Genomic DNA, 17,305 nt, shown 5'->3' with positions numbered 1-17,305 from the left:
CATCATGGCGCGCTCAGTAGGGCAGCGGAAAGCGGCCGACGAGGTCACGCACAAGCCCGTTGATCCGGTCGCGCTCGGCATCGAGTGTTCCGCCACGCACAGCGTGCAGCGTATCGAGGATCAGCGCGGCGATTTGCCGATACTCTTGCACACCAAAGCCACGCGACGTTCCTGCCGCACTTCCGACCCGGATGCCCGATGTCACCATGGGCTTTTCGGGATCGTTCGGGATCGCATTCTTGTTGAGGGTGATGCCTACCGATTCCAGCGCCTTTTCGGCGATGTTGCCAGTGATGCCCAGCGGACGCAGATCGACAACCGCCAGATGGCAGTCGGTGCCACCGCTGGTAATCGCCAATCCTCCATTGGCGAGCGTTTGCGCCAGAATGCTGCAGTTCTCGATGACACGCCGCGAGTAGGTCTTGAATGAGGGGTCCAGCGCCTCACCGAACGCCACGGCCTTTGCCGCGATAACGTGCATGAGCGGGCCACCTTGCAGGCCGGGAAAGACGGCCGAGTTGATCTTCTTCGCAATTCCGGCGTCATTGGTGAGGACGAACCCGCCGCGCGGCCCGCGCAACGTCTTGTGCGTGGTCGAGGTGACGACATCGGCAAAGGGGACTGGCGATGGATACACATCGCCGGCGACCAGCCCTGCGAAATGCGCCATATCGACCATCAGGATCGCCCCCACCTCGTCGGCGATCTGGCGGAAGCGGGCAAAATCCAGCGTGCGAGGATAGGCCGATCCGCCTGCGATCAACAGTCTGGGGCGATGCGTTCGCGCAAGTTCGGCCACCTGGTCCATGTCAATCAGATGGCTGTCAGGGTCCACGCCATAGCTGGCGATGTTGAACCATCGGCCTGACAGGTTGACGGCAGCCCCGTGCGTCAGATGGCCGCCAGCCTTGAGGTCGAGACCGAGGATCGTATCGCCCGGCGTCAGCAGCGCAAGGAACGCCGCCTGATTGGCCTGACTGCCCGAATGCGGCTGCACATTGGCAAAGGCACTGCCGAACAGCTGGTTCAGCCGCTCGATGGCGAGGTCTTCAACCACATCGACACTGGCGCAGCCGCCATAATAGCGCCGATGCGGATAGCCTTCGGCATATTTGTTGGTGAGAATCGAACCCTGCGCTTCGAGAACCGCGGGGCTGACGAAATTCTCCGAGGCAATCAGTTCGATGCAATGGCGCTGGCGGTCCCGCTCCTCGGCAATGGCCGCAAACACCGCGCTGTCACCGCCCGACAGGTTGACGCTTCCGACGCGTCCTTCTGCAAGGGGCTGGTTCAGGACTACTGCTGTCGATGCTACCATCGCGGGTCTCCTTCAGGTTCCGACAGGGATTGGCTCACCACATGAGCATGATGCGGTGCGCGACCTGCCGGTCCCTAGCATGAGATTGGCCTGATATTTCCATCCATTTCAGGGGATGCATCCAGACCATTTCTCATGCATGGCAAACCTCAGAAAGGCCCCTTACAGGTTATCCGGCCCTAGGCCCCCCTCAATCCCCCTTTCACCAGGAGTGACCATGGAAACCAACCGCCTGCATCGAGGACGCCTTATTGACCACATCCAGCTTGTGGTGCGCGATCTCAAGGCGAGCCAAGACTTTTACACGGCAGTCATGTCCGTGCTGGATATACCAGTTGTCAGCACGGACAATGGCTACTTCCTGGCCGACGAACTCGTCGTGTCCTCGGCGGAAAGCCCGACAGCTTTGGGTGAGTTAACCGGCCGACACCACCTAGCTTTTCAGGCCAAGGATCGTGCCACGGTGGACGCTTTCTACAGTGCGGCGTTGGCACACGGCGGTCGCGATAATGGCGCGCCCGGAGTGAGAACCTATCACCCAGGATACTACGCGGCCTTCGTGCTCGATCCGGATGGCAACAATATCGAGGCTGTCTACCAAGGCGAGGGACGGCGTAGCGCTGCGTCAGTAGTGATCGAATTCTAGGGCAAGATCTGTGTCATGGCGCTGGGTGCCCGCTTCGTCCCGCAAAGCTGGCACCCGTCTGGCAACATCCATAAACTACGTTCTTTTCACCGTCTGGAGCGCGTTCGCCAGCTTCCGAACAGCACTCTCAAGCTCCGCCGGCGTGTAGGCGGCAAACCCCATCAGAAAACCGGCCTTGCCGTCACCGGCGGCATGAAGCGCCGACAGGCCCAACAGTTCGACGCCGACACGTCGCGCGGCATCGATAGCCACACGCTCGGAGATTTCACAGGTCAGCACGCACGGCATTTGCAAGCCGCCGATAGGGACACGGGGCTCGACAAAATCGGAAAGGTGCTTGCGGACCAGCCCGGACAGCACATCGAGCCGCTGCGCATAGATGCCGCGCATGGTACGAACATGCGCTCCGAAGTGCCCGCCCTCCATGAAACGGGCGAGCGTCAACTGTGCCATGGCAGCCGTATGTCCGTCGAGCAGTGTGCGGGCGACCGTCATCGGTTTCACCAACTGCGGCGGCAACACAACGTAACCGATCCGCAACCCCGGAAAGAGGGATTTGGTGAACGTGCCAATGTAGATGGTCCGGTCATGGGGATCGAGGCCCTGCACGCAGGCGGTGGGTTTGCCCGCATAATGAAACTCGCTGTCATAATCATCCTCGATGATCCACGCCTGATGCCGGGCCGCCCATTCGATCAGCGCCAACCGGCGATCCAGCGCCAGAGTCGCACCCGTCGGGAACTGGTGCGAAGGCGTGAGGAAGATGGCTTTGGCACGGCGCGGTTCATCCAGGATCGGGTCGACGATGATCCCCTGATCGTCGACATGAATTGGAATACATTCAAGACCGGCCGCATCGAACGCTTTGCGCGCACCGTAGTAGGCTGGGTCTTCGATGAATATCCGCTCGCCAGAATCGAGAAGCATGTTCGCGCATAGCGTCATGGCCTGTTGCGAACTGGTCAGCACCAGCACGCGATCAGCAGTGGCACGCGCGCCGCGTTCGAGGTTCACATAATCTGCGATGGCGCGGCGCAACGGCTCGGCTCCCTGCGGATCGCCATGTAGCAACGCCTGCGTGCCGGTCTCTTTCAGCACCTGTCGCTCCAATCGCTCCCATAGCGGTAGCGGAAAACTGCGCGTGTCCGGCACCCCATGCGCGAAGGGGCGCGGCAGCGACATCTCGCGCACACCGCCGCTTTGGAACACGGCGCTGCCGCGTTTGCTAAGGTTCGGAGCCTGGTTGCGCAGGAGAGCATCGCGCTTGGAGCGCCGGTGGCCGGACAAGAACTCGGTCATCTCGGCGACGAAACTGCCACTACCGACACGCCGGACAATAAAGCCTTCGGCGTGAAGCTGGGCGTAGGCCGCCTCCACCGTATCGCGCGAAACGCCGAGCGATTTGGCGAGCGCGCGCGAGGCAGGCAGCGACTTCCCCGGCCCCAGCACGCCATCGAGGATCAATTGTCGAACCGCCCGCTGGATCCGCGCGTGAAGCGGCATCGCCGCATGAGCGGGATGCGCAAGCCATGCCTGGACAGTCTCAAGTTGGGAATGTCTGAACAAATGGTCTGCCCCCAAGAGGAAAATTGGATGGGCATATCAGGCCATTGAGCGCCTAAAAGTCAACGTCGCTTGCGGGCCCTCATTGTCCCCGTGTCGCCTCCCCCCGTTACCCCACGCCCGGACTTCAGGAGCCCTTCAGGATGACCTCGCCCCGTGCCCCCTCTTCTCCCCTTCGCCTGACCGACCTCCCGCCCCCGATCATCGCGGGTCTGATCTCCGTCATCGTCAACTATGGCGGTACCTTCATCCTGGTTTTCCAGGCAGCGCAGGTTGCGGGCCTTGATCCAAGGCTGACAGCCTCCTGGGTCTGGTCAATCTCGATTGGCGTTGGCTTGACGGGGCTTATCCTGAGCTGGCATTTCCGCGAGCCGATCATCACCGCCTGGTCGACGCCGGCAGCCGCCTTTCTTGTCACCGCCCTGGCCACGACGTCCTATGCGCAGGCCATCGGAGCCTACATGGTTTCGGCTGTGGCCTTCGTGATCCTCGGCCTCTCGGGATATTTCGAGCGGGTCATCCGGCTCATTCCATTCGGCATCGCCTCGGGCCTGCTCGCCGGTATCCTGCTGCAATTCGGCATCGGAGCCTTTGGCGGGGCCAACGCCGATCCCCTTCTGGTCGGATTTCTGATCGCCGCCTATGTCGGTCTGAAGCGTTTCTCCGCCCGGTATGCCGTTGTCGGCATCCTCGTTCTCGGGCTTGCGTTTCTGTTCCTGCAAGGGCAGGTCGACCTGTCGGAACTGCGGCTGGAATTCGCCACCCCGGTTTTCACCATGCCGGAATTCTCGCTGAATGCGCTGCTTTCAGTCGCCCTCCCTCTGTTTCTCATCACCCTGACAGGCCAATACATGCCCGGAATGCTCGTCCTTCGGAACGACGGCTTCCGGACGAGCGCCAACCCGATCGTCACCGTAACCGCGCTTGGCTCCCTCCTCATGGCGCCATTCGGCTCCCATGCCTTCAACCTCGCGGCGATCACAGCCGCCATTGCCACGGGGCCCGAAGCCCACGAAGACCCGTCAAAACGTTGGATCGCTGGCATTGCGGCGGGCGTCTTCTACGTGTTGGTCGGTGTTTTCGGCGTGACGCTCGCCGCCGTCTTCATGGCGTTTCCGGCAACTTTCATCACAACGCTGGCCGGCCTGGCGCTGCTTGGAACCATCGGCGGAAGCCTCGCCGGCGCCATGGCGGATCCGGCCTCCCGTGAGGCGGCGCTGATCACCTTCCTTGCGTCGGCTGCGAACATCACCCTGTTCGGGATCGGCGGAGCCTTCTGGGGGTTGGTCATCGGCTTTGTCGCCCATCTTGCGCTGAATGGCACTTGGCCGCAGCGCGAGTCCAGCACTGGAAACCTCAGCGAAGGAGCCACCAAGTGACACGTCACACCAGAACGAACAACATCCGGGACAGGCAACTCGCCCCATGTCTCGCAACACGTTCCCCGCTGCCGCACCATCAGGACAACACGGTATGACCAGCGCTCTTCTTCCGGTGTTCCAGCCGGCCCCCATGGTGTTCGAGCATGGCGAAGGCGTCTGGCTCTTTACCGCCAATGGTGAACGGTATCTCGATTTTGGCGCAGGGATTGCCGTCAATGCGCTCGGGTATTCGCATCCGCATCTGCTCGACGCCCTGGAGCGCCAGAGCCGCAAGCTGTGGCACTTGTCCAATGCCTATCGGATCGCCGAAACAGAACGGCTGGCCGAACGCCTGACGGCTGCCAGCTTTGCCGATCTTGCCTTTTTCGCAAACTCTGGCGCCGAGGCAAACGAATGCGCGATCAAGATCGCGCGCCGTCATCACGATGCCCATGACCGTCCTGAACGCTGGCGCATTCTTACCTTTCAGGGCGCCTTCCATGGACGGACGCTCGCTACGATGGCAGCCGGCGGCAACCGCAAGTATCTCAATGGCTTCGGCCCCACGGTCGACGGCTTCGATCAATGTCCGCTTGAAGACATCGCTGCCGTGCGCGCCTGCGTCGGGCCGCAGACCGCCGCCATCATGATCGAGCCCATTCAGGGCGAAGGCGGCTTGCGGCCCGTCAGCCACCGCTTCCTGCGCCAACTCCGCGAACTCTGCGACGCACATGGCCTTTTGCTGATCTTCGACGAAATCCAATGTGGCATCGGCCGCACCGGCACCCTCTTCGCGCATCAGCAAGCCGGCATCGCCCCAGACATCATGAGCCTGGCGAAAGGTCTTGGCGGCGGTTTCCCGATCAGCGCCTGTCTTGCCACCCGGGCCGCGGCCTGCGGCATGATGCCCGGTGCGCACGGGTCGACCTTTGGAGGCAATCCGCTGGCCGGAGCAGTTGCCAATGCCGTTCTTGACATCGTAATGGAGGCCCCCTTTCTCGCCGACATTCGGAGCAAGGGAGCCTTGCTGCGGAGCCGGCTCGAAGAGATGGCCGCTCGCTACCCGGATTTCATTGTCCAGGTGCGCGGGCACGGCCTGATGCTCGGGCTCCAGACCACCCGCTCCGCGCCGGAGGTCGTCGAGGCCCTGCGTACCCACGCCCGGATCCTGACCATCGCGGCGAGCGACAATGTGACCCGCGTCCTGCCGCCGCTGATCGTCACCGACGAGGACATCCACCTATTCGCCGCACGTTGTAACGAGACATTCGCCCACCTTTCAAGACAGCCCGCGTGAACTCGGACGAAGGCCCCGGAAACAGGGAGGCGACGCAGGCAGGAAGCCTCGTGCTGCCTCCTGCGCCTGCCCCCAATCATCCGGTTGGCTCCGGCCCTTAAGTCGGATCAGGAAGCTCCAGAAGGTCCTCCTGGGTGTGCCGGCTGCAATACTCGACGATCGCATCGGTCAGCGCCTGCGCCGCGGGCGACAGGCTGCGTCCCGGCAGATGCAGAAGGCCGATCTGCCGCACGATGGTCGGCGCCTTGAGAGGACGCACGACCAGCGACGACCCGCCAATCACCGGCAAGGTCAGCCGTGGCAGGGCCGTCACCCCCAGCCCCTGCCGCACCAGCGCCCCCACCGACGCCAGATGTGACACTTCAAAGCGCGGGCGAAACACGGCTCCGATCTGGGTCACCGCCGCCCGGATGTGATCTCGCACCGTCGTGCCCGGCGCCATGGTCACAAACGGCATGGCCAGAATCTCTTCCCAGAGAAAGGCGCGCGGCTCATCCAGCGGCCCGCCCGGGGCCGCGACCGCATAGACGGGATCTTCGATCAGCTTGCGAAAGGTCAGCCGACCGGAGCCATCCGCCGTATTCGTGGTCAAGCCAAGGTCCGCCCGCCCGTCGAGCACCGCGCTGGCACCGCCGTCCCACACTGCATCCAGAAACCGGACATCGATATCAGGCCGGTCGATGACGAAGCGGGACAGGATCGGCGGCATGAGCCCGGCCGTAACGGACGGCAGACAGGCGAGAGAAATACTACCCCGGCGCGCGGCGAGAAACGTATCGAACTCGTCCCGCGCCTTCGCCGCTTCATTGAGAACCCGGCGGGCCAGCCCAAGCAGTTCCCGGCCGGACGGCGTGAGTTCGACGTTGCGCGTGTCCCTGTCGAACAGGCGTGTCTTCAGGCGCCCTTCGAGCTGGGCAATCTGACGGCTGAGCGCCGGGCTACTGAGGCCGATAATCTCGCTCGCGGCCCGAAACCCTCCGGCTTCGGCCAACGTCACGAACAGGCGCAGCTCTTTAAGGTCTGGATTGATGCGTTTCATGCAATGAAAAATGACTTCTTTTCAATTAAAACACCAGCCGCCTTGTGCAACAGTTTCTCCGGGTCGGCAAAGATCGGCCCGCAGGAAGGAAACGAAAGTCGCGAAGCGGTGACTGAAGCTCACGCTTCGCCCCCCGGGAGGAAACGGAATGAATATCCGCGCATTGTTCGCGGCTGGCGCAATATTGCTTGCCGCTCCAGCAGCTCACGCCAATGAGAAGCTCCTGATTGGCTCAACGTCTGCATCGTCCAGCCAGTACGGATACTTTGTCGCCCTGGCAAAGATCATCAACGACCAGATTGACGGCGTCGAAGCCTCGGTGGTGGAAACGGGCGCTACGCTCGACAACATCCGCCGCATGGAGCGGAATCAGATCGACTTCGGCCTTGTCACCACCAATGTCGTCCAGCATGCCGTGAGTGGCACGCAGGGCTTCAAGGGCCGCCCGACCGACATTCAGCTTCTGTGGGTCTATGCTCCGGCGCCCCAGAACGTTGTCGTGCGCAAGGACAGCGGCATCGACACGATGGACAAGCTGAACGGTCGCCGGTTCAACCCGGGCCTGAAAGGCTCCGCGACCGAGGCAACGGCCGAAGCGGTCCTCAAGACCCTTGGCATCCAGCCCGACTATGTACGCGGCTCCACCACCGACGTCGTCAACATGGTGAAGGACAACCGGGTAACCGGCTATGTCAAATCCGGCGCCGGCAAGAAACTCGACAGCTCGTCGCTCGACATCTCCACCATGACCCCGATCAATGTGCTCTCCCTCACCGACGAACAGGCGAGCAAGCTGGAACAGGAAATGCCGGACATTTCCGTGGTGAAGGTGCCGGCCAACGCCGATCAGGATATTCCCGAATATTCGACCTGGAGCTTTGGCCTGGCCGTCGCCGCCAGCCCCAACCTGAACGAGGAAACCGCCTATCAGATCGTGAAGGCCGCAATGGCCGACAAGACCGTCCAGGTCGCCGCCCTCGCCTCCCTGAAGGGCGAGAACCTCGCCGAGCTGACCACCACCTACGGCACGGTTTCGCTGCACCCCGGCGCCGCACGCTGGTTCAGCGAAAACGGCATCGAACTGCCCCAGAAGCTTCAGCCGAAGAAGTGATGGGGACCGCCAATGTTCAAGAAACTTTCAGCCGCGCTCGCGGTCCTCGTTGGCGTGTTCGTATTCTGGACCGCGGGCGCGGGGCCCTTTGAAAGCCTGATCCAGCGCGCGATCTTTCTCGCGCTGGTCACCTGTCTTGGCCTCACCCTCTACCCCCTGGGCGCCGGCACCCGCTGGCGTCCACTGGGGCTGGTGATCGATCTGGCGCTGGCCGCCGCCACACTGGCCGCCTGCACCTATGTCGTGGTGAACTACGATCGCATCATGACCGAACTGCCATGGGCCAGTTCGCTCGACATGGCCCTCACCGCCGGGCTGACCCTGTCCGTTCTGGAGCTCAGCCGCCGCGCCGTCGGCATCATCTTTCCGGCCATGGTGGCGATGGGACTGGCCTATGCCCTGTTCGGCCACCTGCTGCCGGCACCGTTCAACCATCGCGGCTTCGACGTCGCCTTTGTCACTGAAACACTTTTCCTTGGCGACCTTGGCATCTGGGGGATGCTGACCGGCGTTGCGGCCACGGTGATCGCGGCCTTCGTGCTGTTTGGCGCCCTTCTGCTGCATACCGGCGGCGGCCAGGCCTTCATGGATCTGGCCATGCGGCTTGGCGGGCGTAGCCCCGGCGGCGCGGCCAAGGTCGCGACCATCGCCTCCGGTCTGTTCGGCATGATTTCCGGAAGCGCCGTGGCCAATGTCGCGACCACGGGCAATTTCACCATTCCCATGATGCGCCGCCTTGGCTACCCCGCGCCCTTCGCCGCGGCAGTGGAAGCCGTGGCCTCCACCGGCGGCCAGCTTGCCCCGCCCATCATGGGCGCGGCCGCCTTCGTGATGGCGGAAATCCTCGGGGTCTCCTATTTCACGGTCATGGCCGCTGCGGTCATTCCCGCCCTGCTCTTCTACCTGTCCGTCTTCATCACCGTGCATATCGTCTCGCTGCGACGCGGCCTCCGGGCCGCACCGGAAGAAGACTTGCCGGCGTGGAACGCCATCTTTGCCCCGCGCCGCGCGCTGCCCGTGGTGGCGGCCCTCGGCGCACTTCTGCTGGCCATTCTGACCGGCCGCTCCGTCACCACCGCCGCCTTCTGGGGCGTTCTCGGGCTGTTGCTGGCCTATGTGGCCACCAATATCGGCCGCACCTCGCCGCGCGAGATGGCCAGCCATGTTGTCGCCGGGCTTGCCGATGCCGGACGCGGCCTCGTCATCATTGGCGTGCTGCTGGCCGGCGCCCAGATCCTCGTGTCGATGATCAATCTCACGGGCGTGGGCGTCGTGATCTCCTCGCTCATCGTGCAGCTTGCCGGAGACAATGTCGGCATCATTGCCATCATCGTGGCCGTGGTCTGCCTCATCATGGGCATGGGGCTGCCCACCACCGCCGCCTATGTTCTGGTCGCGGCCGTTCTGGCGCCAGCCATGACGACCGTGGGGGTGGACCCGCTCTCCGCGCAGATGTTCGTGTTCTACTTCGCCACCCTTTCGGTGGTGACGCCGCCCGTCTGCATCGCGGTGTTCGTCGGGGCCGGCATTGCGCAGACCAACTGGCTGCCCGCGGCTCTGGAGGCCGTGCGGCTTGCCGCCGTGGTCTATCTGGTCCCCTTCCTGTTCCTCATCTATCCGGGCATGACCGGAAACGGGGGAACTCTGGCGGTGCTGGATGCCGTTCTGACCGGCGGCGCTCTGGTGCTGGCCATCCCGGCCCTGCTGAGCGGCCTGCCCCTGTTCGGAAAGCGCCTGCTGGACGGCGTGATTTATCTCGCGGTGATCGTGCTGGCGGTCCTGCCCTTCACCCTCACGCCGCTGATCGCCATTGCCATCCTTGCCTGGGCGTTCCTGCGCAAGCAACCGCCCTCGAAAGACGCTGCCGGCCCGGCACTGGAGCGCCAGCCATGAAGAGCATTCGGATAGGCACGGGCGCCGGCTATTCCGGTGACCGGATCGACCCTGCCGTTGATCTCGCCGAACGCGGCCAACTGGACTATCTGGTCTTCGAGTGCCTTGGCGAGCGCACCATTGCGCTGGCCCAACTCGCCCGTCTCGACAATCCGGACCACGGCTACGAGCCCTTGCTGGAAGCGCGCATGCAGGCGGTGTTGCCGGCCTGCAAACGGAACGGAGTGAAGATCGTCACCAACATGGGCGCCGCCAATCCCCTGGCGGCGGCCAAAGCCACGGCTCGCGTGGCCCGGTCCTGCGGCATCTCCGATCTCAGGATTGCAGCCGTCACCGGCGATGATGTGTTTGAGGCCGTTTGTAGCGGTGACTTCCTCATAGAGGAAACCGGCGCGCCTGTGGCCAGCGTGCGGGACAAGCTGGTCTCGGCGAACGCGTACATGGGAGCCGCCCCGATTGCCGAGGCCCTGGCGCAAGGAGCCGACATCGTCATTGTCGGGCGCGCGTCGGACCCGGCCCTGTTTCTGGGGCCAGCGCTTCACGCCTTTGGCTGGCAAATGGACGACTGGCCGCGCCTTGGCCGGGGCATTGTTGCCGGGCATCTGCTGGAATGCGGCGCTCAGGTCACCGGCGGCTACTTCGCCGATCCCGGCTACAAGGACCCGCCCCACCTGGCCCGCCTGGGCATGCCCATCGGCGAAATCGACGAGGACGGCACCCTCGCCGTCACCAAGCTGCCGGACACCGGCGGTGAGGTCTCCCGCGCGACCTGCACCGAACAGCTGCTCTACGAGGTGCACGACCCGGCCCGCTACCTTCAGCCGGATGTGGTGGCCGACTTTTCCGGCGTGACCATGATGGAGGATGGGCCCGACCGCATCCGCCTTGCAGGTGGCTCCGGCCACCCCCGCACAGGACTGCTGAAGGTCTCCCTTGGCGTGCAGGAAGGATGGATTGGCGAGGGGCAGATTTCCTACGCAGGTCCCGGCGCCCGAGAGCGCGGACAGCTTGCCGCCGATATCGTCGCCGAACGGGTCCGCCTGCTTGGAATCCCGTGCCGGGAGACACGCGGCGAACTGATTGGCGTCAATGCCATTCTCGGCCCGGAGCCCGATACGCCCGCCCCGCGCGAGGTGCGCATGCGCTTCGCGGCCCGCACGGACAGCCGGGCGGATGCCGAGCGCATCGGTCGGGAGGTCGAGGCTCTCTATCTCAACGGCCCCTCCGGTGGCGGAGGAGCGTGGCGCTCGACACGTCGGGTCATCGGTGTGCTGTCCACCCTCATTCCGGAGCAGCTTGTTTCGCCCCGGATTCACATGATGGAGGTGTAGATGCGCCTGCGCGAACTTGCCCACAGCCGCACCGGCGACAAGGGGAACACCTCCAACATCTCGGTCATTGCCTACAAGCTGGAAGACTATCCGCACCTGGCCCGGCACGTCAGTGCAGAGCGGATCCGCACCTGCTTTCCCGGCATGTCGATCGGCGAGATCGAGCGGTACGAGCTCCCCGCCCTGGGGGCCTTGAACTTCGTTCTGCACGATGCGCTGGCCGGCGGCGTCACCCAGTCGCTGGCACTGGATGCCCACGGCAAATGCATCGGCGCCGCCGTGCTGGACCTGGAGTTGCCCGAAACCTGAACAGGGCTCCTCTCCGCCAGCCGGATCACCCTTCCCGCCTACCCCGCGCACATATGCGCAATCTCTCACGGAAAACCGTGAGACGAGGAACGACACATGGACAAATCCGAAACCGACATCGCCACTCCCCCCTTCCGCCTGGATGGCAAGGTCGCCCTCGTTACCGGTTGTGGGTCGAGCGGCCCAGGCTGGGGCAATGGCAAGGCCATCTCCGTTCTGTTTGCCCGGCAGGGCGCAAAGGTCTACGGCGTGGATCTCAATGCGGAAGCGGCCGCCGAAACGGCCCGCATTGTTGCCGAGGAAAACGGCACCATGCATGTGGGCACCTGCGATGTGACCCGCGCGGAGGAAACCGCCGCCCTGATCGAGGCGTGCCTGGCGCGGTTCGGCTGGATCGACGTTCTGGTCAACAATGTCGGCCGCTCCGAGCCCGGCGATCCCGCCACCATGGATGAAGAGACCTGGGACGCCCAGTTGGATGTCAACCTGAAGAGCGCCTACCTGACCTGCAAGTCGGCCCTGCCGGTGATGGAGAAGCAGGGCAGCGGCTCCATCGTCAACATCTCCTCTGTCGCGGGTCTGCGCTATATCGGCAAGCCGCAGGTTGCCTATGCGGCAAGCAAGGCCGGCCTGATGCAGATGACCAAGACCACGGCCGTTCTCTATGCCTCCAAGGGGGTGCGCCTGAACTGCGTGGTGCCGGGGCTGATGCATACGCCTCTGGTGACGCAGCTCGCCGACAAATATGCCGCCGGACAGTATGACGCCTTTGTCGCCACGCGGAACCAGCAGGTGCCCATGGCGCGCATGGGCAGCGCCTGGGATGTTGCCCACGCGGCGCTTTTCCTCGCTGCGGACGAAAGTCGCTATGTCACCGGCACCGAACTTGTGGTGGACGGTGGCCTGACCGCCGCCACCCGCTGAAACCGCGCTTTTCGCTCGCAAGTTTCCTCAGGAGACCCCAATGGCCCGTATCCCCTATGGCGACCCGGAAGCGCCCGAAGCCCGCGCTCTGGTGGAGCGCATCGTCACTGAGCGCGGCAGCCTTTTGCATCTTTACCAGATGCTGATTCACAGCCCTCCCGTCGCCGAAGGGTGGCTCGCCTTTCTGACCGCGATCCGGCAGAAAAGCGGGCTGGACGGCTGTTTGCGCGAGTTGCTGATCGTGCGTATCGCACAGATCAACAAGGCCCCCTACGAGGCGGATCAACACATCCCCATCGCCCTTGCGGAAGGGGCAAGTCAGGCGCAGATCGACGCCCTTGCCAACTGGCAGGACAGCCCGCTGTTTACCGCCGAACAACGCGCGGCCCTGGCCTATGCCGAAGCCATGACACGGCATGTTCAGGTCCCCGCAGAGGTGTTCGCAGAAGTCCGCGCCGCTTTCGACGATCGCGCCCTGGTGGAACTGACGGCAACCATCGGCGCCTACAACATGGTCTCCCGCTTTCTGGAGGCGCTGGAGGTCCACTCCCACGATCCACGCTGATCCCCGTGCCGACTCGGCTCGAGCGCGGGCGATCAGACCATCGTGTGCGGTGTGTTCATCCCTGAAGCCTCTCGGTGGCTGCCTGGCCGCAACCACCTTCGGGTTTTCAGTTGGGATGAACACACCCTTCAGGCCTCACCGCCTGCTGCCGGTGCCGCCTCTTTGGTCAGCGCGTATACACTGCGGTGATATGCGCTTTCCCGAGGGCGTTGGCGTTGATCATGAAGCCCGTCAGGGCATTGCTTGCCTGAGCAGGCAGATCCAGGGACGCGACGCCAAGGGCATGAACCGTGAAGATGTAGCGATGCACCTCACCTGGCGGCGGACAGGCGCCGCCAAAGCCCTGCGCCCCAAAATCATTCGTCAACTCGAGAGCGTCATTTCCGAATGAACCGCTGATGCCGGCGGGCAGTTCGCTGACGGTCGCCGGAATGTTCACAACGGTCCAGTGCCACCATCCCGATCCGGTCGGCGCATCCGGGTCATAGGCCGTGATCGCGAAACTTTTTGTCTCTTCAGGCGGGTTGGTCCAGGCCAACTGAGGAGACATGTTCCCTCCATCGCAGCCAAAGCCCTTGAACACCTGATCGCTGGAAAGCGGCCCCCCTTCGCTGATCGACGTACTGGTAAGAGTGAAATCCTGAGCCATGGCAGGCGCTGCCGACAAGGTCGCGCCCACGCAGGCAAGAGCAATCATGAAACGCATGTCCGGTCCTTTCCTTCTGTTCCGGGAGGCCCCCGAGATACAGACGGCCCACGCCTCATGCCTTCAACGAACGCTCAAAGACTATCGAAAATCGCTCACCCTTCCGCAGAGCGGATATATTTGGGCGCCACTCCAAAACGTTTCCTGAAAGAATCGCTGAAATGCGAAGGCGTTCCAAAGCCGCATTCAAGCGCTATCCGGGAGATGGAAAGATCCGTCGTCTGAAGCAGGCCCAGCCCGCGTTCAAGACGCGCATTGTGCAGGATCTTCGCGAACCCATGGCCAGAGCCGGCCAGCCAGCGGCGCAAGGTCGCCTCACTCATCGCAAAATGACGAGCCACCTCGGATATCCGCCAGGAGCGGCTGAGATCGGTTTCCAACAGCCGCCGCACCTGGCTGACGGGCAGGCTGTCCTGCGGCAGGGCGAGCGTCATGCCGTGATGACGCAGCCAGATCAGTGGCTCCAGCAGGCGATGGTGGCGGATTGGCGAGGGCAAATCCTCGCACAGGACCGTCTCTCTGATCTGCGCCAGTATCTGGCGGCTGTCCTGTTGCTCGGCAGCAAGAATGTGAATGCCCGTCGGCCTTGCGCTCCGAGCGGGTTCGGGAAAGACCTCGGCCACCAGCTCATCCGCAAAATAGACCCCGTCGGCCTGATAGGCGGCATTGCGCAGCGGCCGGTTTTCAAGGCTGACAAAGGACTCGGGCGGAAAGAGGATAAGGTCTCCTTCTTTCGCCAGAAGTTCGCCATTTACAGGACAAAGAACCTTCTTTGTCCCCGAGCGAATAAAGCAAAGGAAGGTCTGCCCGATGTAAAGGTCATCAAAGGTGGCAGCGGTCGCCTGGGAGATGGTGAAGAGCGTTACCCCTTCAGTGCTTTTCCGAATATCCAGTGCGCTTTTCCCTTTGCGTGACATTTCAACCAAAGAACGGCACCAGGCGGCGAAGCAGTTGAAATGTGTGAGATGGGAGTTGTCCCAAGCCAATTCCAAAGCGAACCTGGAAGACCAAATGGGACAGACGCGGAGCCCCCCCTCGAAAGAGGTCATATCATCAATCGAGTAATGGGAAATTCTGGGAGTGGCGGAGAGGAAGGGATTCTCCCCCGTAGCGCCCGAAAACGTCACCTAAACAAGCACTTGAAAATACAGCGCTCATCCCGACGAGCTTACAATACAAATGCATATACGTTTCTTGTCAAGGTGCCCCGAAATCGGGTTCGTGGCTTGCCCTGCCACGCTCCATCAAAAGCGAGATGAGCTGCCTCTTGCGACGACTGCCGTTGTCTCGGTATCCAGAAATATTCCACCGCAGCAACTGTACTGCGGCCATATTCTACAGACCGACTAGAATGTGGCCGCGAGATATTTCGTTTGTTCCTTGCTTGTTTGTGTGAATCTTTAGTCGACGGACACATCGAAACGAGAGGAAGATCAAATGTCCGTCAGTCAATTCATCCACATCGAAGGCCTTCGACGTGTGGCGAGGAGCAACGAACCTGCATGGCGGAACGTCAGCGGGATTACTGCTGAAGGGATGCGGCTCCCCTGGGCTTCCAACCATGTCCCGACACCTGCAAATCCAAGGATCTTATTTGGTGACAATCCGATCAGAGTCGGCGAGGTGGCCACAGCACAGGCGGACACAGCCACCGATCCGATTGGTCGAAAAGTTCGGAGCGATGGCATTGTGCTCTTTGGAGGCGTTGTCTCATATCCGATTGCTTGGTCGGACGTTCAGACGTCAACGTGCTCAGACACCTTGAGAAACTGGACCAACGCAACGCTAGCTTGGCTACAGTCCACTTTCAGCTCAACCCTTGCGAGTGTGGTGCTGCATGTAGACGAAAAATACCCGCATCTTCACTTCTATGTCCTCCCGCACAAGGTCGGATCCCAGTTGGATCTGACCTGCCATCCCGGCTATAACGCTCGGGAACAGACCCGACAGGAAATGCGCGCAAGGCTCCGCCCCGAGCAAGTCTCGAACTCGGAGGAGCGGAAGCAAATCCGTTCAAAAATTCACAATGCTGGCGAAAAGTCATACCGCCTTGCGATGTCTGCGTGCCAAGACAATTTCCACGGAGCGGTCAGCCAGCATTTCAACCACATGCGGTTTGGTCCAAAGCGCTTTCGTGTTGAGCGCGCCCTTCACGAGAAATCACGTGCCCTCGATGAACGCCATCACGAAGCGATTGCAATTCTGGCTCAAGAAAAACGGCTGTGGGCTGATAAAATCAGAAAGAAACTCGAGGCCTTGGAAGAGATCCGCGCATCACGGCTGCGAGCTCGCGACGCTCGTATCGAAGAGCTTGAAGCCGAACTCGCGGAACTAAAAGAACAACTCGCCCCAAGCAATGATCCGCGATAGCTGTCCAGAGGGCCTAGCCTATTTGTGAAAGTGGGTTGTTAACCAAGCCGTCAATCAAACCTATTGACGGCTTGTTTCCCCATTGCAGGATTTCGCGATCGTCTTACCTTAAATGTCTCAGCCTAAGATTTGCGCGGGCTGAGAGCTAAGCGGCTGCCGCCGGTGCGCCAACACCAACGACAGCCTGACCACAAACCCGTATCAGTGAGGATACAGGCCATGGCTATTGCCAAGACTAGACTGCCGCGCGTTGCCGCGGAAACACCCTTCGTCATCTGTCCGCAGGTTTCTTGCCGTGCCAGGCGCGCGGCGAGCTCGAAGCTTTGCGCGCATTCGGCCACCTGACGGGCCGAGCATTTCCCTGAACACCTGATTTGTCGCGATCCGGCCGCCGGATCCCGAAAGCGTTGCGCCTATCGCGCACGGGTTCACCCGTGCACCTGGTCAGCGTTGCGGGACCCCGTGCGGATCGCCAGGAGATTTTGCATGACGAAGACCAGATCCAGGCGGAAAGCCGCCATTACCCCCGCAGCCAATGCGCTGCTGTCACCGCAGATCATGGCGATGGTAGATAGCGCCGTCGTCGGCGCGAGCGAAGCCGCCTTCGGGGGAGACCCGGTGCTGCCGGAGGAAGTATCAAGCTTTGTGTCCTTCTGCGCCTCCATCCAGAAGCGCGACGGCGGGCTCATCGAGGCGGTGATCTCCGATACGATCGCCGCGGCACCGCATTTCACGGCGTGGAAGCCGGATGCTTATCCGATCACACGGCGCGCGGAAGAGCTTGCCCGCAGCGGGGAGATCGACCCGGAAGATCCGCCGCAGCTGCCCCAGAACAAGTCGATTGCCCGGCACATCAGGATCGACCAGTTCGC

At 62.4% G+C, this 17,305-nt stretch carries 16 protein-coding genes; 11 read left to right on the top strand and 5 right to left on the bottom strand.

Annotation, left to right across the window (positions count from 1 at the left end):
- Nucleotides 1–13 precede the first annotated feature (13 nt).
- A complete protein-coding gene (glyA, locus tag LC062_RS19015; RefSeq protein WP_224912588.1) occupies nt 14–1,318 on the bottom strand; it encodes a serine hydroxymethyltransferase in 1,305 nt (434 codons plus the stop codon).
- Nucleotides 1,319–1,535: 217 nt separating this feature from the next.
- On the opposite strand from glyA, the gene LC062_RS19010 reads away from it, so the two are divergent.
- Entirely contained in the window at nt 1,536–1,964 is a 429-nt protein-coding gene (locus tag LC062_RS19010) for a VOC family protein (RefSeq protein WP_224912587.1), read from the top strand.
- A gap of 75 nt (nt 1,965–2,039) precedes the next feature.
- Here LC062_RS19010 and pdxR read toward each other — a convergent pair whose 3' ends face one another.
- On the bottom strand, nt 2,040–3,530 hold the full coding sequence (pdxR, locus tag LC062_RS19005; RefSeq protein WP_224912586.1) for a MocR-like pyridoxine biosynthesis transcription factor PdxR: 1,491 nt from the start codon (nt 3,528–3,530) through the stop codon (nt 2,040–2,042).
- A 140-nt stretch (nt 3,531–3,670) separates the two neighbouring features.
- Between pdxR and LC062_RS19000 the strand changes: the two genes are divergently transcribed.
- Together LC062_RS19000 and LC062_RS18995 are read left to right on the top strand one after the other, a co-directional pair.
- The gene (locus LC062_RS19000; protein ID WP_224912585.1) at nt 3,671–4,906 is read left to right on the top strand and encodes a benzoate/H(+) symporter BenE family transporter; all 1,236 of its coding nucleotides are present in this window, start codon (nt 3,671–3,673) and stop codon (nt 4,904–4,906) included.
- Between the two features lie 94 nt (nt 4,907–5,000).
- Complete coding sequence (locus LC062_RS18995) at nt 5,001–6,185, top strand: aspartate aminotransferase family protein (protein WP_224912637.1); 1,185 nt, start codon at nt 5,001–5,003, stop codon at nt 6,183–6,185.
- Between the two features lie 97 nt (nt 6,186–6,282).
- Here the strand turns inward: LC062_RS18995 and LC062_RS18990 are convergent, their stop codons facing one another.
- On the bottom strand, nt 6,283–7,224 hold the full coding sequence (locus LC062_RS18990) for a LysR family transcriptional regulator (RefSeq protein ID WP_224912584.1): 942 nt from the start codon (nt 7,222–7,224) through the stop codon (nt 6,283–6,285).
- A gap of 148 nt (nt 7,225–7,372) precedes the next feature.
- On the opposite strand from LC062_RS18990, the gene LC062_RS18985 reads away from it, so the two are divergent.
- From LC062_RS18985 to LC062_RS18960, 6 genes are all read left to right on the top strand, one after another.
- Nucleotides 7,373–8,335 carry a TAXI family TRAP transporter solute-binding subunit gene (locus LC062_RS18985; protein ID WP_224912583.1) on the top strand — a complete coding sequence of 321 codons (963 nt, stop codon included), beginning with the start codon at nt 7,373–7,375 and terminating at the stop codon, nt 8,333–8,335.
- 12 nt (nt 8,336–8,347) lie between these two features.
- Nucleotides 8,348–10,228: a TRAP transporter permease gene (locus LC062_RS18980; protein ID WP_224912582.1), complete on the top strand. Its 1,881-nt coding sequence runs from the start codon at nt 8,348–8,350 to the stop codon at nt 10,226–10,228.
- Nucleotides 10,225–11,559 carry an acyclic terpene utilization AtuA family protein gene (locus LC062_RS18975; RefSeq protein WP_224912581.1) on the top strand — a complete coding sequence of 445 codons (1,335 nt, stop codon included), beginning with the start codon at nt 10,225–10,227 and terminating at the stop codon, nt 11,557–11,559. Before LC062_RS18980 ends, LC062_RS18975 begins: the two co-directional genes overlap by 4 nt.
- Entirely contained in the window at nt 11,560–11,868 is a 309-nt protein-coding gene (locus tag LC062_RS18970; RefSeq protein WP_224912580.1) for an AtuA-related protein, read from the top strand. It begins immediately after the preceding gene.
- Between the two features lie 96 nt (nt 11,869–11,964).
- Entirely contained in the window at nt 11,965–12,792 is an 828-nt protein-coding gene (locus tag LC062_RS18965; RefSeq protein WP_224912579.1) for an SDR family NAD(P)-dependent oxidoreductase, read from the top strand.
- Nucleotides 12,793–12,832: 40 nt separating this feature from the next.
- The gene (locus LC062_RS18960; protein WP_224912578.1) at nt 12,833–13,357 is read left to right on the top strand and encodes a carboxymuconolactone decarboxylase family protein; all 525 of its coding nucleotides are present in this window, start codon (nt 12,833–12,835) and stop codon (nt 13,355–13,357) included.
- Between the two features lie 166 nt (nt 13,358–13,523).
- On the opposite strand, the gene LC062_RS18955 is transcribed toward LC062_RS18960, so the two are convergent.
- The gene (locus tag LC062_RS18955) at nt 13,524–14,063 is read right to left on the bottom strand and encodes a YbhB/YbcL family Raf kinase inhibitor-like protein (RefSeq protein ID WP_224912577.1); all 540 of its coding nucleotides are present in this window, start codon (nt 14,061–14,063) and stop codon (nt 13,524–13,526) included.
- A gap of 95 nt (nt 14,064–14,158) precedes the next feature.
- Nucleotides 14,159–15,049, bottom strand: a complete 891-nt coding sequence (locus LC062_RS18950; protein ID WP_224912576.1) for a helix-turn-helix transcriptional regulator — start codon at nt 15,047–15,049, stop codon at nt 14,159–14,161.
- Nucleotides 15,050–15,500: 451 nt separating this feature from the next.
- Here LC062_RS18950 and LC062_RS18945 point away from each other — a divergent pair, with 451 nt between their 5' ends.
- Nucleotides 15,501–16,433 (top strand): plasmid recombination protein, encoded by a 933-nt coding sequence (locus LC062_RS18945; protein ID WP_224912575.1) that lies wholly within the window; start codon nt 15,501–15,503, stop codon nt 16,431–16,433.
- A gap of 486 nt (nt 16,434–16,919) precedes the next feature.
- Nucleotides 16,920–17,305: hypothetical protein (locus tag LC062_RS18940; RefSeq protein WP_224912574.1), on the top strand; the 386-nt coding region annotated here is incomplete at its 3' end.

This window comes from Stappia indica (genome assembly GCF_020177335.1).
Classification (GTDB): domain Bacteria; phylum Pseudomonadota; class Alphaproteobacteria; order Rhizobiales; family Stappiaceae; genus Stappia; species Stappia indica_B.
Note: the sequence above shows the minus strand (reverse complement) of the source record. Positions and strands in the feature narration are given on the sequence as shown.